Genomic DNA, 12,923 nt, shown 5'->3' on the forward strand with positions numbered 1-12,923 from the left:
GAGAGAAGCACGCAAGCATGAAGTTGACCCTGCCCACCTGGCTGACGTTGTTGCGGATCGTGATGATCCCGGTGCTGGTGCTGGTGTTCTACCTGCCCTACACCTGGACCAACTTCGCTTCGGCGGCGATCTTCGGCCTGGCCGCGATCACCGACTGGCTCGATGGCTGGATCGCACGCCGTTACCAGCTGGAGTCGGCCTTCGGCGCCTTCCTCGACCCGGTCGCGGACAAGCTGATGGTGGCAGTGGCACTGTTCCTGATCGTGCAGGGCCATCCGACGCCGTGGATGGCGTTCTGGGCGGCGGTCATCGTCGGCCGTGAGATCGCGGTATCGGCGCTGCGCGAATGGATGGCCGAGCTGGGCCAGCGTGCGAAGGTGCGCGTGGCGATGATCGGCAAGGTCAAGACCACCGCGCAGATGGTCGCGCTGCTGTGCCTGCTGTACTCGGTGGCCCCGAACGTGCCGGTGGAAGACATCTGGATGGGCTGGCCGGTGTTCCATATCGGCGACTGGACCCTGGCCATTGCCGCGGTGCTGACCCTGTGGTCGGGCCTGCAGTACCTGCACGCCGCCTGGCCGAGCCTGCGCGATGACGAGCGCGCCGCGCGTGAGCGTGCGCGGCAGAAGAAGCTGGGCAACTGAGCGCCGGGGTCGGATCCCTTTCCGCAGGAAAGGGCGCTGACCCCACGGCCGCCGCCATTCACGCATGGCCTGGATCTACTGGGGTATGCCGTCTTCGACGTGCACATGGTCCATTGATGCGGATGTAAATCCGCCAATGAAATGCGCTTCGCGATGCTCTGGGCGCTTGGGTGCAAAGGCGCCTGATCGGAGCGCCCAGTCGTACGCCCCTTCATTCAACGGATAGCAGGTGAGCACACCCGTCAGCGCGTGTTTGGCTGCCCATGACAAGCCTGCCTCACGATTGCCGAAGACGCCCCCGGCGAAGCGCGCGCCTGCGCCGTGGAAGACCCAGATCTCAGTTGGTTTGGTGTTGATGTTCGAGCCTCGGCTGGATGTACACCGACATGGATACAACATGTCGGTCGCTTCGCGAAGCCCCCTGAAAAAACCGCTTGACGCCCTTTCCAGAATAGGTAGAATTTCGCCTCCCAAGCGGGAATAGCTCAGTTGGTAGAGCGCAACCTTGCCAAGGTTGAGGTCGCGAGTTCGAGTCTCGTTTCCCGCTCCAGATTCAAGAAAAACGCTCCCGCAAGGGGGCGTTTTTCGTTTGCGTGTTCCACGCTTCATCCTCACTTCACCGCCACTCCTTCGCCTCACCACGCGGCAGTTCGAAGCTGCATCTCCGACTCTCCACGGCGATGTCGCAATGTCCCAAACTCCTTCCGCCTACGACCACGAGGTGGTCATCGTCGGCGCCAGCTTCGCCGGTGCCGCCTGTGCACTGGCCGCTGCCCAATATGGCCTGCGCGTCTGCGTACTGGAACGCAAGGCCGACCCCGGTGAGCGCCTGCACACCACCGGCATCGTGGTGAAGGAAGCGATGGAGCAGACCTGGCTGGGGCGCATGCCCGAGCACCTCGTGCAGCGCGTTGCCAACGTGCGCCTGTATGCGCCGAACCTGCGCAGCGTGTTGCTGGCCGCGCCGGGCTATTACTTCCTCACAACCGATACGCCGAACGTGATGCGTTGGCTGGCCAGCGAACTGCGCGCGAACGGTGTCGACCTGCGCCTGCAGCAGTCCTTCACCGACGCTCGTCGCTGTGGTGACGGCTGGCAGGTGGAAGGGGCAGGGCGCTGCGCCTATCTGGTCGGCGCCGACGGCGCACGCTCACGCGTGGCACAACGCACCGGGCTTGGCCAGGTGCGCGACACCCTCTACGGCGTCGAGCGTGAGTTCGCCGGCCTGCAGGTGTCGCAGGGCGACGCGCTGCATTGCTTCGTCAGCAAGCACTACGCACCGGGCTACATCGGCTGGGTCGCGCAGAATCCGACCGGGCTGCAGGTGGGATTGGCGCTGCGTCATGACCCGCAACAGGCACGGCCGCCGGATATCGATGGCTTCCTCGACCACGTGCGCGATGTGGTCGGCATTCCGCCTTCGGCGCGTCCCTCGGCCACCCGCGCCGGCTTGGTCCCGTGCGGCCGGCCGGATGGGCCGTTCACCGGCCAACGCGTGATCCTGACCGGCGACGCGGCAGGCATCGTCTCGCCGCTGTCCGCCGGGGGCATCCACTCCTCGTGGCGGCACGGCTGGGCGGTCGGCGAGGCGATTGCCCGCCATCTGCGTGGGCAAGGGCCGGAAGCGGAACGGGTGGCGCGGCGGGTGGCGCCGGCATTCCATGGCAAGCGCCTGCTGCGCTGGGCGATGGACCATCTGCAGGCGGACTGGCCGCTCAATGCACTGCTGCACACGGCGGCCACGCGGCGCATCGCCGAGCAGGTCTACTTCCACCGCCGTGGCCTGCGAACCTGAGGTATCGGTCCTGGGGGCCTGAACGCCTCCCCGCAATGCAGGCGAAAATTCCTGTTGACGCCGTGCAGCAATATCGACACAATAGCGCTCCTTCGACGCAGGTCGAACGAAATCTGCGGGAATAGCTCAGTTGGTAGAGCGCAACCTTGCCAAGGTTGAGGTCGCGAGTTCGAGTCTCGTTTCCCGCTCCAGATTCAAGAAGAACGCTCCCGAAAGGGGGCGTTTTTCGTTTGTCATGACGTTGGCGGCACGGGGCGCTACAGTCGCGCCATGGCATCGTCATGGCGGGCGTGATATCGACGGCCTGGCGGGACGATTCCAGCGTTAGTGTCGCAATCGGAATGGCGGGGCGTATCGGTCGTGGGGATGACCGCAGGCGCGGGGCTCGGGGAAGGTGGCAACAAGACGCAATGACCCGGATGTCGCACCAGCGTTCCGTGCGTCGCATGCAGTGAAAGGCTGGCGAAAGGCCAACGCCATCGTTGCCTGAACCGCATGCGTGCTGTGACCTTTTTCGGACCATTTCTCCATGTTCGCTCCACAATCGCACGGTAGCCTTCATGCTCCTTCTACACGTTGGCGGGCTGGTGGTCAGGCGTATCACTTCAGTGGCAGTGCCCAGGACAGGGCGCGGACTCTCCCTGCAGGCAGTGCTGCGCCCCGGTGCGTTGTTGGCAACCCTTGCCCTGGCCGGCTGCATGTCGGTGCCCGTCCCGGGCCTGCCTGATCGCACACCCAGCGCCTGGACCCAGGTACCGCAGGGCCAGGGCGTGGCGGTGGACGCCAGGCAGTGGTGGAAGGTGCTGGCCGACCCGGCGCTGGATGGCCTGGTCGATCAGGCGGTCGCCGGCAATCTCGACCTGCAGCAGGCCACCTTGCGCCTGCAGGCCGTTCGGATCGTCTCTGGCACGTCCGACTCGCGTTTCCTGCCGGAAATCTCCGCCAGCGCCAAGCAGGTGCAGGACGCCGCTGCGGTCGATACCTACTTCCATGCCGGCATTGAAGCGATCTGGGACCTGGGCCTGTTCGGCGCCGCCGAGAGTGCGCAGCTGAGCGCGCAGGCCTCGGCCGGCAATGCCGAGGCGCTGCGCAATGCCGCGCAGGTCGCGGTGATTGCCGACGTGGTGCGCAGCTATCTGGACCTGACCATGGCGCAGGCCCAGCAGGATCTGCTGATGCGCCAGCAGGCCGTGGATGACCGCGGCGAACAGTTGGCCCTGGTCCGCCAGCGTCTGCGCCTGGATGAGCCGGGCGAGCTGGAACGCCTGCGTGCGCGCCAGGCGGCGACCCGCGCCGCCACGGCACAGGCCCGGGAAAACGCCGACAACGCGGCCCGCGCCCTGGCATTGCTGCTGGGCCGCGATGGCCCGGATCCGGCCTGGCGTGCGTACCGAACGCCGCCGACGCTGGGCACGTTCTCGTTGCAGCAGGTCCCAGCGGACCTGTTGCGCCATCGTCCGCAGATCCTGCTGGCCGAATCGGAGGTGATGCAGGCCGCCGCCAGCAAGGGCTCGGCGCGCGCCGCGATGTACCCGCGGATCAGCCTCGGCGGCTCCATTCTGTATGCCTACAACCTCACCCAGAACGCGCGCTCCAATTCCGACTCCAGTCCGTCGATCGGTCCATACGTCGATATTCCGCTGTGGGACTGGGGCCAACGCCGTGCGCGTTTCCATGCCGATGAGAAGCAACTGGACGCCGCGCTGCTCGGGTATCGCAAGGCCGTGCTGGAAGGCGTGAGCGAAGTGGAAGGCGCGCTGGGCAGCCTGGCGCGCCAGGACAGCAGCATCCAATCGCTCCGTGCGGCCAATGATGCCGCCAACCAGCAGGTCAAGCGCCAGGTGCGGCAGGTGCAGCTGGGCCTGTCCAGCGAGTTCGATGGGCTGGACACGCAACGTGCCGCGCTCGCTTCGCAGGCGGATCTGATCGGTGCGCAGGGCGCGCGCGTGCTGGCGTTTGCGTCGCTGTACCGCGCCCTTGGTGGCGCACCGCTGCCGGTCGAGGCTGAGGGCGAACCGCAATGATCGCGCTGGCCCGCAAGACCCTGGCCTATGAGTGGCGCCGGTTCCTGCCGGTGGTGCTGGCGATGTGCTTCGCCGGCGTGCTGTTGATCGTGCAGGCGGCGCTGGTGCTGGGCATCTTCGGTACCGCCGCGATCTATGTGAAGGCATCTTCGGCCGATATCTGGGCCGGTTTCCCCGGTACCCAGAGCGTCAACTACGGCCATGCGATCAGCGCCGATGTGGAAAGCCACCTGCGCATGGATCCGGATGTCACCCGCGTCGAGCCCTACGAATGGGTCGATGGCGAATGGCGCTCAGGCGCGCAGGGCACCGGCAACGTGTCGGTGTACCTGTCCGGCATCTCCACCCAGGACGACGCGATGATGTTCGCGCGCATCCTGCCCGCCGACCTGCGCGCGCAGTTGCGCGAGCCGGGTGCGGTGATCGTCGACAGTGCCGATCTGGATACGCTCGGCGTGGACCTGCAGAACAACCGTGCCTGGATCAATGGCAAGGCGGTGCGCGTGGTCGCCGCGCAGCCAGGCCTGCGTGGCCTTGGTGGTGTCAACGTACTGGCTTCGCTGGATACCGCGCGCGCCATCGCCGGTACCGACCCACATGAGGGCAGTACCTACTTCGTGGCGGGCCTGCGCTCGCCGGACCTGGCCGACCGCGTGCGCGATCGCCTGGCCGCGTCAATGGGCCAAGCTACGCCGGTCGAGTTCTGGACCGCGCCGGAGTTCGCCAGCCGCTCGCAGCAGTACTGGCTGTTCGACACCGGTGCCGGCATCGCGGTGTTGTTCATGGCCGTCATCGTCTGCTTCGTCGGCGCGGTGATCACCAACCAGTCGTTCGCGTCGGTGGTGGCTGGCTCGGTTCGCGAGTACGCCACGCTCAATGCACTCGGTGCAGGCCGCTATGCGCTGGCACGGGTGGTGTTCGAGCAGGCGTTGCTGATCGGTGGCGTGGGCATGTTGCTGGCGGCGGCCTTCAGCACGGTGGTGCTGTTGATCGCGCAGACCCAGCGCGTGCCGGTGCAGCTGACGCCGATGGTGATCCTCGGTTGCGTGGCGCTGGTTGCGGTGATGGCCATGCTGTCGAGCATCATGGCAGTGCGCAGCGTGGTCCGTTCCGATCCATCGTTGCTGCTGCGTTGAGGACCGGCCGATGACCTCCAAACATGCCGTCGCCCCCACGTTGCAGGCCGACGCACTGGAAAAGGGCTTCATGTCCGGCGATGTGCAGGTGCCGGTGCTGCGTGGCCTGTCGCTGGACATCTATCCCGGCGAGCTGACCCTGGTATCCGGCCCATCCGGCTGCGGCAAGAGCACGCTGTTGTCGCTGCTGTCCGGCCTGTCCGCGCCCGATGGTGGTCGGGTACACGCACTTGGCCAGGATGTGGGGCACATGACCCGCAGCGAGGTGGAGCGCTTCCGCCTGCACCATGTCGGTTTCGTGTTCCAAGGCTTCAACCTGTTCCCGGCACTGACTGCGCTGGAACAGGTGCAGCTGCCGCTGGGCTACCGCGGCATGCGCAATCGCGAAAGCGAACCGCTGGCGCGCAAGGCACTGGAAGAAGTGGGCCTCAGCCACCGCAGCCACATGCGCCCGGCGCAGCTGTCCGGCGGCGAGAAGCAGCGTGTGGCCGTTGCCCGCGCCTTCGCCAAGTCGCCGACGCTGATCTTCGCCGACGAACCCACCAGCGCGCTGGACGCCGAGAACGGCCAGCGCGTGATCGACATCCTGCATCGCTACGCACGTGCGCATGGCGCCACCGTGCTGTGCGTGAGCCACGATCCGCGCCTGATCCGGCATGCCGATCGGGTGATCGCCATGGAAGACGGCATGGTCCGTGACGACCGCCGCCAGAACGAAACTGTAGAGTCCGCCCCATTACCAAGACGTCGCACCTGCTTCCCCTCAGCCTGGCCCTGTCCGCGGCACTGCTGCTCGGCGCCTGTTCCAGGGACGCGCCTGCGCCTGCACAGTCGCCTTCGGGCAAGGCCGGTGCAACCGCCGTCGGCAAGGTCGCGGTGGCGCGCGGCATCATCGACGTCGAGGGTGGCCTGATCGCGCTGGCACCGCCGGTGGATGGCTCGATCACCGCCGCACCGGTGAAGGAAGGCGCCACGGTGAAGAAGGGGCAGCTGCTGCTGTCGCTGGATGGTGCCTTGCTGCAGCAGGAGGTGGCGATGGCCAGCGCCGATCTCGCCCTGGCCAATGACCGCCTGAAGGGCAGTCAGGCGCAGCTGCGCGAACTGGAGCGCAACGCTACTCGCCTGTCCACGGGGGCCAGCGAAGGCGTGTCGTCCAATCAGCAGGCCGATGCGGCCAAGCAGCAGCTGGCGGGTGTGCGCGCCGATGTCGACGTGGCCAGTGCGCAGGTCGACATGGCCCAGCACAAGTTGGAACACGCCAGGCTGAAACTGCAGCAGATGTCGCTGAGCGCGCCGGAAGCCGGCACCGTGGTCGGCCAGGTGCCGGGCGTTGGCGCGTTCGTGCAGGCCGGCAAGCCGGCAATCTCCCTGCTGCCCGCGCGCCCGCTGCAGGTACGTGCCGAACTCAGCGCGGCCTACGCCGATGCCGTGCAGGTTGGCATGCAGGCCACCGTGGTGCCGGACAGCGACGGTGCCGAAAACACCAGCACGCTGCCGCCTGCACGCGTCGTACGCATCAGCCCGGTGTTCGCGCAGGCGCGCCTGCCTGAAGATGCAGGGCGTGGCGTGGCCAAGGTGGTGGAGTGTGTACTGGAGTTCGATGGCGAGGCCAAGGCGCGCTTCGGCCAGCATGTGCGGGTGGAGTTCCGGAAGTAAGCCTAGTGCTGCGGCGGGGGCGCATCCGCGCGCCCTCGACGCCTGAGCACCCGCCATGCGCTAACCGCCGACACCATGCATAGCGCCAGCAGCAGTCCCACGTCCAGCAGCAACAACCACAGCAGATGCATGCCGTGTACCGGCGGCTGGTGCATGGCTGACAGCATCCACGGCACCGACCATGCCAGCAGCAGGGCGAAGGCGATCAGCAGGCGCAGCCACAGTCGTTTCAGTCGCCACGGCCGCACGATCAAGGCGGCCACCACCAGTTCGACGGTGCCCAGCAACGCGAACACGATGACAGTGCTGGTCGGGTAGGGCAGTTCGGCGCCCTCCAGGTGATGCAGCAGCCAGTAGTCCGGGGTGAAGCCGGCATTGACCAGTGCGGCGATCAGCGCCAGCCAGGTCAACGCAACCAGCAACCAGAACAGGCGGACGTAGCGTCTAGGCATCGGCGGTGTCCGTGGCGGCAGGCAGGCGCTTGCGTGATGCATACCACGCGGAAATGGCGATCGCGGCCAGTGCCAGCAGGCCGGGCCCGAGGGTGAAGTACAGCAGGCGCAGCGGATGGTTGTGCATCAGTGTCCAGCTCGCGAACGCCAGGGGAATCGCCAGCACCAGCAGCTTGGCAAACAGTGGCCGCAGCACCGCGATCAGCGGCTGGGCGCCAATGAACATCCAGAACAGATAGAACTGGGCGATGCCCAGGCCGATGTCACGATGTGAAGCAAAGCCGAAATGGTCGCGATACCAGTTCATTCCTATCGGCATCAGCGCCCAGTACAGCAGGGCCACCAGCAAATGCAGCAGCAGGGCGATCAACAGAGGCGTGCCGCGAAGGAGCATGGGCGAACGGGGCCGGGCGGGGCAGCGTACCCCACTGCGGACGCCCGTGACCGCATGATGTGAAGACTGTTGACGGCGTGAAGGAATTTGGACACAATAGCGCTCCTTCGACGCAGGTCGAACGGAATCTGCGGGAATAGCTCAGTTGGTAGAGCGCAACCTTGCCAAGGTTGAGGTCGCGAGTTCGAGTCTCGTTTCCCGCTCCAGATTCTACAGGGCCCCGGCAGGGGCCTTGTTTTTCTCCCGCCATGGCAAGGCGGGGCACGTTGGGCCACAAGGCTTTGCGCGCAGTCAGAAAGGTGAAATCGCTGGTGTGTTTTCCGGATTTCCGGTAGCATGTCGGCTTACGCGGGAATAGCTCAGTTGGTAGAGCGCAACCTTGCCAAGGTTGAGGTCGCGAGTTCGAGTCTCGTTTCCCGCTCCATGTTCCGACAGGCCCCATCTTGGGGTTTTGTCTTGTCAGGGCGCCAGTTCCTGGCGCGCAGTACGTTGGCCTCATGGCAGAGTGGCTATGCACCGGATTGCAAATCCGTTTACAGCGGTTCGATTCCGCTTGAGGCCTCCAATTGAAAAGCCCTGACTCCGGTCAGGGCTTTTTGTTTTTCTGCGATCTGGAATGTGCTGTACGAGCGCTATGATCGGGTCTGGGCCTTAGCGGACTTCATGCGGATGACTCCCCGACGCATCGTGGAAACCTGGATCGAGCGCTTCAACGCAGGCGATGCTGCTGGCCTGGCGGAGCTGTATCACCCCGACGCGATCAATCACCAGGTCACCCAGGACCCGATCAAGGGCCGCGATGCGATCCGTGCCACCTTCGAGCGTGAATTCAGCACTGCTGAAATGGTCTGCATTCCCGAAGTCATCCATGAGGCCGGCAATGTCGCTGCGCTGGAATGGCGCGACCCTCTTGGCCTGCGTGGATGCGGCTTCTTCACGGTTGACGGAGGATTGATCACGTTCCAGCGCGGCTACTGGGACAAACTCTCGTTCCTGAAGATGCACGGTCTTCCGATCGAGTGAGCCGCAAGGCCGGGCGGCATCCGTGCCGCCTTGGTCGTGGCCTGATGGGCTACAGCCTGGCCAGCGCCTGCACCGTGGCCTGCGTGAGCGGCTGGGGCAGGGCATCCAGCGTGAACCAGTCCAGGCCAGTCTGCACACCCGGCTCCTGGATGGAAGCCTCGGCACCCGCAGGTGCCCGTGCCTCGAAGATCGGCGCGACCCAGTGCTGCGCAAGCGCCGGCTCGAAATGATCGGCAACGCACAGCAGGCGCAACAGCGTCACTTCCAACGCCGTCTCCTCGCGGACTTCGCGGACCACGGCAGCCTCCACCGTTTCCATCCAGTCGACTTTGCCGCCAGGCAGGCCCCAATACCCGCGCTCCGGATCGCGTCCGCGCTGGATCAGCAGGATGCGGCCGCCGGCATCACGGACGACGGCGCCGCATCCAAGGCGGGGAATCTGCAGTTCAGTCATGGCGGTGAATGAAGAAGGGGTTGTCTTCATTCTTGCATGCACGCCGTGTCAAGCGAACCCGCGCTAGGCTGGGCACCTGCGCATCAACAACTTCACGGGTGTGTCGCATGCTTATCCGGCAACTCAGCGCTGACGACGCCGATATTCTCTGGCAAGCACGGTTGCAGGCGCTTCGCGAGTCGCCCGCTGCGTTCCTGTCCACGCTGGCCGAAGCGCAGAATGACTCGGCGGACGTGATGCGCGCCCAGCTTGCTGATCCTGGTACGCGCTACTTCGGCACGTTCGTTGACGGCATGCTGGTGGGTTTCCTGCGTTTCGTGCGCCCGGTGCGAATGGCGCGACGGCATACGGCGGAAGTGCACAGTGTCCACGTGGGCACCGGCCACCGTGGCCAGGGTATCGCCCGCCAGCTTCTTCTTGCTGCGTTTGCATTTGCGCGCGCCGAGGGCATTGAATCGCTCACCCTCACGGTGCTGGAGGACAATGCTGCTGCGCGCGGGCTGTATGAATCGCTGGGTTTCAGCGTACTCGGCAGGGAGCCGCGCGCAGTCAAGCGCGAGGGCATCTACACGGATATCGTCTCGTACTGGATCACATTGCACTGACAGTGAAACGTTACTGCGAGCCCGGTCATGTTTCCTTGGCACGATGGGCCTGGACACACATTCATTCGACGAAGATAGGGCAATGCACGTTCAGGTATGCCGCTGGCAAAGCGTAGGGCCGCAACACCGTCAGCAGGCGGTGGATCTGCTTCGCCAGGCTTTCCCGGACATGCAGGGCGAGGGCTACGCCATCCCGGGGCCGGTCGCTCTGGTCCTGGCGATGGGAGGTGATCACGTTGTCGCACATCTCGCGCTGTACGAACGCAACGTACTGCTGGACGGCGAGCCGGAACGCATGGGCTTGATTGGCGGCGTGGTGGTGCGTGCCGACGTTCGCCGGCAGGGCATTGCCTCGCGGTTGATCGAAGCGGCCCATGCAGAGCTGCGCCGGCACGGTATCGATTTCGCCGTGCTGTTCGCCCTGGATCATCGGCACTATGCCTCTGCGGGCTATGTACCGATGCAGAACGAGACCTGCTTCATTGAAGACGGCCACGTACGCAGGTTCGTCTACCGCGGCGGCATGGTGGCCACGCTGGGAGCGCGCCGCTGGACCACGGCCTTGCTCGATCTGCAGGGCGAAACGGTCTGAACGGCGCCAGCGTGCAGTCGCCACCAAACCACCGTATCGTGGCGGTTGTCCAATGAACCAGGGAGCGGTGCAGGATGAAGGGGAAGGTAGTGATGGCGATGATGCTGCTGGGGTGTTTCCCGCTGGCATCGGCCCAGGTCTACAAGTGCAAGGGCGCTTCCGGTGAAACGGTATACAGCCAGAATCCCTGTGCTGCCGGCGCTGAACCCATGAAGCTGCGTTCCAGCCGTTCCTCCATGGAAACGGCGGGGGAGGCATCGAACCGCGCGGCGGTGTACCAGAACACCGAACTGGCCGACGCTGGTATCGCCGAGCGCAACTGCGTGCAGGGCGAGCGCTCGCGCATCTACGGTCCGCTGGAGTCGCGCAGCCAGCAGATCGGTCGGCAGATCGCCGAGTTGAACCGGCAGATGGCCGCGTCGAGCAACAACCTGGCCGGCGCAACCCGTGACTCGGGCATCCGTACGCAGATTGCCAGCCTGCAGCAATCGTTGAGTGCCGAGCGGATGGCGGCGGATACACAGATGGCGAGTGCGCGCGAACAGTGCGCCTCGACCCGGCGTGAACGCGAGCGCTCGGTGCGCGACAAGTTCAGCAACGTACCCGCGGGTACGCCATGAGTCGTTCCCGCTAGGCGGGAAGGCGCATGGGTGTCTCCGCACGGAAGTTGCGCCCGACCGGCGCGCTCACGCCCAGGTAGTGCCGGAACAGGTAGATCAGCGGTTTCCAGCGCGCCACATCGATGTGCTGGGTGCCGTCCACGGTGATGTCTTCGTGCGCATGCACGCAGCGGATGCGGCCTTCGACGATCACGAAGCCCTGGCCATCATCCTCGCCGGCTGAATGCATCGCCATGACGGTGGCCTCCACCTGCAGCGGGCACTCGGCAATGGCCATCGGAGCAACATGCGTCGACACGACGGCAGTGAATCCGCCCAGTGCGAACTTGTCGCGCACGTGCACGTAGCCCATCGCCTGCTTGGCGGTCGGCACCGGGTTACAGCCGGTTGCCCGCGCGATTGCCTCGACCTGTGCGGCCTGCGCGGATGAGGGGAAGTTCAGCACGCACTCGTTGCGCAGTTGCAGGTTGCGATAGCCCTGGCCCTGCGTACCGAGACCCAGCACTACCCGGTTGCCCAGCGCCCAGAACGAAGAAAGCGGGCTGATGTTGCTGCTACCATCGTCATTCAACGTGGTCATCAGCAGCACGGGCGTGCCTGGGTACAGGACCGAAGGGGTGATGCGGCGGCGATGGATCGAAGCGGTCTTCATGGCAGGTCTCGCGGTTGCGGGCGAGCACTGTGCCGCGCAGTCGGCTGCTGACGCTTCGGCCTGCATCGAACTGTTGGCAGATGACGGCATGCCACAATGGGGCATGGTCCACACCTCCGGTTCCCTTGTCAGTGTCGGTGCCCTGGTCGGGGACCAGGCGCGTGCCGCCATGCTGCTGCAGTTGATGGATGGACGGGCCTACACCGCGATGGAGCTGGCGCGCGTGGCCGGGGTAACGCCGCAGACGGCGAGCACGCACCTGCGCAGGCTGGTCGAGGGCGACCTGCTGGTGGCGGTGGCGCAGGGGCGTCATCGCTACCACCGGCTGGCATCAAACGAGGTGGCAGAGATGCTCGAAGGCATCCTGCGCGTGGCCGACCGTACCCCTTCCTGTACCGCTGCGGCCGCGCGCAGCATGCCTGCACTGCGCGAGGCGCGTTCCTGCTATCGGCACCTGGCCGGCGTGCACGCGGTCGCCATCACCGATCGCCTGCTGCAGGCGGGGCATGTACTGCCATGCGAAGGGCATTGGCAGATCAGCGCTGGAGGCGCCGCATTCCTTGCCGGACTGGGCCTGCCGTTGCGCGAGCTCCTGCAGCAGCCGGTGGCGGCCAACCCGGCGCGCTACTGCCGTGGCTGCCTGGACTGCACCGAACGGCGGCCACACCTGGCAGGGCTGGTCGGTGAGGCGATGCTGGACAGTTTCGTGAACAACGATTGGCTGCGGCGCGTCGAGGGCCGGCGCGAACTGCGGCTGACGCCACCCGGGCGCGAGGCGTTGTGGCGGCTCTTCAACCTGGCGACCTGAGCGGCGCGGCCAGTCTCAGCCACCCGCGACATGGCAAGGCGTTATGGTCGAGTTCCACGTCTCAGGGA

Annotated in this window: 15 protein-coding genes, 5 tRNA genes and 1 pseudogene; 16 read left to right on the top strand and 5 right to left on the bottom strand. The window is 65.7% G+C overall.

From position 1 onward, the window contains the following. Positions 1 to 17: 17 nt before the first annotated feature. Positions 18 to 644 (top strand): CDP-diacylglycerol--glycerol-3-phosphate 3-phosphatidyltransferase, encoded by a 627-nt coding sequence (gene pgsA / locus AC5P99_RS07205; protein WP_012510614.1) that lies wholly within the window; start codon positions 18 to 20, stop codon positions 642 to 644. A 75-nt stretch (positions 645 to 719) separates the two neighbouring features. On the opposite strand, the gene AC5P99_RS07210 is transcribed toward pgsA, so the two are convergent. Further along, positions 720 to 1,043, bottom strand: a complete 324-nt coding sequence (locus AC5P99_RS07210) for a DUF7710 domain-containing protein (protein WP_425524691.1) — start codon at positions 1,041 to 1,043, stop codon at positions 720 to 722. Between the two features lie 75 nt (positions 1,044 to 1,118). Between AC5P99_RS07210 and AC5P99_RS07215 the strand changes: the two genes are divergently transcribed. From AC5P99_RS07215 to AC5P99_RS07245, 7 genes and pseudogenes are all read left to right on the top strand, one after another. Beyond that, positions 1,119 to 1,194 (top strand) — tRNA-Gly (locus AC5P99_RS07215). Between the two features lie 138 nt (positions 1,195 to 1,332). Further along, positions 1,333 to 2,439: an NAD(P)/FAD-dependent oxidoreductase gene (locus AC5P99_RS07220; protein ID WP_108270459.1), complete on the top strand. Its 1,107-nt coding sequence runs from the start codon at positions 1,333 to 1,335 to the stop codon at positions 2,437 to 2,439. Between the two features lie 115 nt (positions 2,440 to 2,554). After that, positions 2,555 to 2,630 (top strand) — tRNA-Gly (locus tag AC5P99_RS07225). A 369-nt stretch (positions 2,631 to 2,999) separates the two neighbouring features. Then, on the top strand, positions 3,000 to 4,463 hold the full coding sequence (locus tag AC5P99_RS07230; protein ID WP_495213008.1) for a TolC family protein: 1,464 nt from the start codon (positions 3,000 to 3,002) through the stop codon (positions 4,461 to 4,463). Then, on the top strand, positions 4,460 to 5,599 hold the full coding sequence (locus tag AC5P99_RS07235; RefSeq protein WP_005412828.1) for an ABC transporter permease: 1,140 nt from the start codon (positions 4,460 to 4,462) through the stop codon (positions 5,597 to 5,599). The genes AC5P99_RS07230 and AC5P99_RS07235 overlap by 4 nt, the downstream gene beginning before the upstream one ends. A gap of 10 nt (positions 5,600 to 5,609) precedes the next feature. After that, positions 5,610 to 6,335: pseudogene (locus AC5P99_RS07240) on the top strand (ABC transporter ATP-binding protein); the annotation flags it as partial. Then, positions 6,335 to 7,255, top strand: a complete 921-nt coding sequence (locus AC5P99_RS07245) for an HlyD family secretion protein (protein WP_088436350.1) — start codon at positions 6,335 to 6,337, stop codon at positions 7,253 to 7,255. The pseudogene AC5P99_RS07240 and the gene AC5P99_RS07245, both read left to right, overlap by 1 nt. A gap of 2 nt (positions 7,256 to 7,257) precedes the next feature. Here the strand turns inward: AC5P99_RS07245 and AC5P99_RS07250 are convergent, their stop codons facing one another. Both AC5P99_RS07250 and AC5P99_RS07255 read right to left on the bottom strand, forming a co-directional pair. Further along, positions 7,258 to 7,707, bottom strand: coding sequence for a hypothetical protein (locus tag AC5P99_RS07250; protein WP_005408902.1), 450 nt, complete (start codon positions 7,705 to 7,707; stop codon positions 7,258 to 7,260). After that, positions 7,700 to 8,101: a hypothetical protein gene (locus AC5P99_RS07255; protein ID WP_088436351.1), complete on the bottom strand. Its 402-nt coding sequence runs from the start codon at positions 8,099 to 8,101 to the stop codon at positions 7,700 to 7,702. Before AC5P99_RS07255 ends, AC5P99_RS07250 begins: the two co-directional genes overlap by 8 nt. Positions 8,102 to 8,231: 130 nt before the next feature. Here AC5P99_RS07255 and AC5P99_RS07260 point away from each other — a divergent pair. From AC5P99_RS07260 to AC5P99_RS07275, 4 genes are all read left to right on the top strand, one after another. After that, positions 8,232 to 8,307 (top strand) — tRNA-Gly (locus AC5P99_RS07260). A gap of 142 nt (positions 8,308 to 8,449) precedes the next feature. Continuing rightward, a tRNA-Gly gene (locus AC5P99_RS07265) sits at positions 8,450 to 8,525 on the top strand. A gap of 67 nt (positions 8,526 to 8,592) precedes the next feature. Next, positions 8,593 to 8,666, top strand: a tRNA-Cys gene (locus AC5P99_RS07270). A gap of 104 nt (positions 8,667 to 8,770) precedes the next feature. Beyond that, a complete protein-coding gene (locus AC5P99_RS07275) occupies positions 8,771 to 9,124 on the top strand; it encodes a nuclear transport factor 2 family protein (RefSeq protein WP_049449119.1) in 354 nt (117 codons plus the stop codon). Between the two features lie 49 nt (positions 9,125 to 9,173). Here the strand turns inward: AC5P99_RS07275 and AC5P99_RS07280 are convergent, their stop codons facing one another. Continuing rightward, positions 9,174 to 9,578 carry an NUDIX hydrolase gene (locus AC5P99_RS07280; protein ID WP_049449121.1) on the bottom strand — a complete coding sequence of 135 codons (405 nt, stop codon included), beginning with the start codon at positions 9,576 to 9,578 and terminating at the stop codon, positions 9,174 to 9,176. Positions 9,579 to 9,685: 107 nt separating this feature from the next. Between AC5P99_RS07280 and AC5P99_RS07285 the strand changes: the two genes are divergently transcribed. The 3 genes from AC5P99_RS07285 (at position 9,686) to AC5P99_RS07295 (ending at position 11,395) form a co-directional block, all read left to right on the top strand. Beyond that, a complete protein-coding gene (locus AC5P99_RS07285) occupies positions 9,686 to 10,183 on the top strand; it encodes a GNAT family N-acetyltransferase (protein ID WP_049449123.1) in 498 nt (165 codons plus the stop codon). Between the two features lie 43 nt (positions 10,184 to 10,226). Further along, positions 10,227 to 10,775, top strand: coding sequence for a GNAT family N-acetyltransferase (locus AC5P99_RS07290; RefSeq protein WP_049449125.1), 549 nt, complete (start codon positions 10,227 to 10,229; stop codon positions 10,773 to 10,775). Positions 10,776 to 10,849: 74 nt separating this feature from the next. Then, positions 10,850 to 11,395: a DUF4124 domain-containing protein gene (locus AC5P99_RS07295; RefSeq protein ID WP_049449127.1), complete on the top strand. Its 546-nt coding sequence runs from the start codon at positions 10,850 to 10,852 to the stop codon at positions 11,393 to 11,395. 10 nt (positions 11,396 to 11,405) lie between these two features. On the opposite strand, the gene AC5P99_RS07300 is transcribed toward AC5P99_RS07295, so the two are convergent. Beyond that, entirely contained in the window at positions 11,406 to 12,047 is a 642-nt protein-coding gene (locus AC5P99_RS07300; RefSeq protein ID WP_164223025.1) for a flavin reductase family protein, read from the bottom strand. Positions 12,048 to 12,150: 103 nt separating this feature from the next. Here AC5P99_RS07300 and AC5P99_RS07305 point away from each other — a divergent pair, with 103 nt between their 5' ends. Next, the gene (locus AC5P99_RS07305) at positions 12,151 to 12,855 is read left to right on the top strand and encodes an ArsR/SmtB family transcription factor (protein ID WP_049449167.1); all 705 of its coding nucleotides are present in this window, start codon (positions 12,151 to 12,153) and stop codon (positions 12,853 to 12,855) included. Positions 12,856 to 12,923: the final 68 nt, after the last annotated feature.

The sequence above is a fragment of the Stenotrophomonas sp. YJH_SMC_80 genome (assembly GCF_059372495.1).

Excerpts from the sequence above, each read along its gene's own strand:
- AC5P99_RS07255 (WP_088436351.1), bottom strand. The coding sequence starts at position 8,101 with ATGCTCCTTCGCGGCACGCCTCTGTTGATCGCCCTGCTGCTGCATTTG.
- AC5P99_RS07235 (WP_005412828.1), top strand. The coding sequence starts at position 4,460 with ATGATCGCGCTGGCCCGCAAGACCCTGGCCTATGAGTGGCGCCGGTTC.
- AC5P99_RS07285 (WP_049449123.1), top strand. The coding sequence starts at position 9,686 with ATGCTTATCCGGCAACTCAGCGCTGACGACGCCGATATTCTCTGGCAA.
- AC5P99_RS07300 (WP_164223025.1), bottom strand. The coding sequence starts at position 12,047 with ATGAAGACCGCTTCGATCCATCGCCGCCGCATCACCCCTTCGGTCCTG.
- AC5P99_RS07250 (WP_005408902.1), bottom strand. The coding sequence starts at position 7,707 with ATGCCTAGACGCTACGTCCGCCTGTTCTGGTTGCTGGTTGCGTTGACC.
- AC5P99_RS07295 (WP_049449127.1), top strand. The coding sequence starts at position 10,850 with ATGAAGGGGAAGGTAGTGATGGCGATGATGCTGCTGGGGTGTTTCCCG.
- AC5P99_RS07280 (WP_049449121.1), bottom strand. The coding sequence starts at position 9,578 with ATGACTGAACTGCAGATTCCCCGCCTTGGATGCGGCGCCGTCGTCCGT.
- pgsA (WP_012510614.1), top strand. The coding sequence starts at position 18 with ATGAAGTTGACCCTGCCCACCTGGCTGACGTTGTTGCGGATCGTGATG.
- AC5P99_RS07275 (WP_049449119.1), top strand. The coding sequence starts at position 8,771 with ATGACTCCCCGACGCATCGTGGAAACCTGGATCGAGCGCTTCAACGCA.
- AC5P99_RS07290 (WP_049449125.1), top strand. The coding sequence starts at position 10,227 with ATGGGCCTGGACACACATTCATTCGACGAAGATAGGGCAATGCACGTT.
- AC5P99_RS07230 (WP_495213008.1), top strand. The coding sequence starts at position 3,000 with ATGCTCCTTCTACACGTTGGCGGGCTGGTGGTCAGGCGTATCACTTCA.
- AC5P99_RS07305 (WP_049449167.1), top strand. The coding sequence starts at position 12,151 with ATGGTCCACACCTCCGGTTCCCTTGTCAGTGTCGGTGCCCTGGTCGGG.
- AC5P99_RS07210 (WP_425524691.1), bottom strand. The coding sequence starts at position 1,043 with ATGTTGTATCCATGTCGGTGTACATCCAGCCGAGGCTCGAACATCAAC.
- AC5P99_RS07220 (WP_108270459.1), top strand. The coding sequence starts at position 1,333 with ATGTCCCAAACTCCTTCCGCCTACGACCACGAGGTGGTCATCGTCGGC.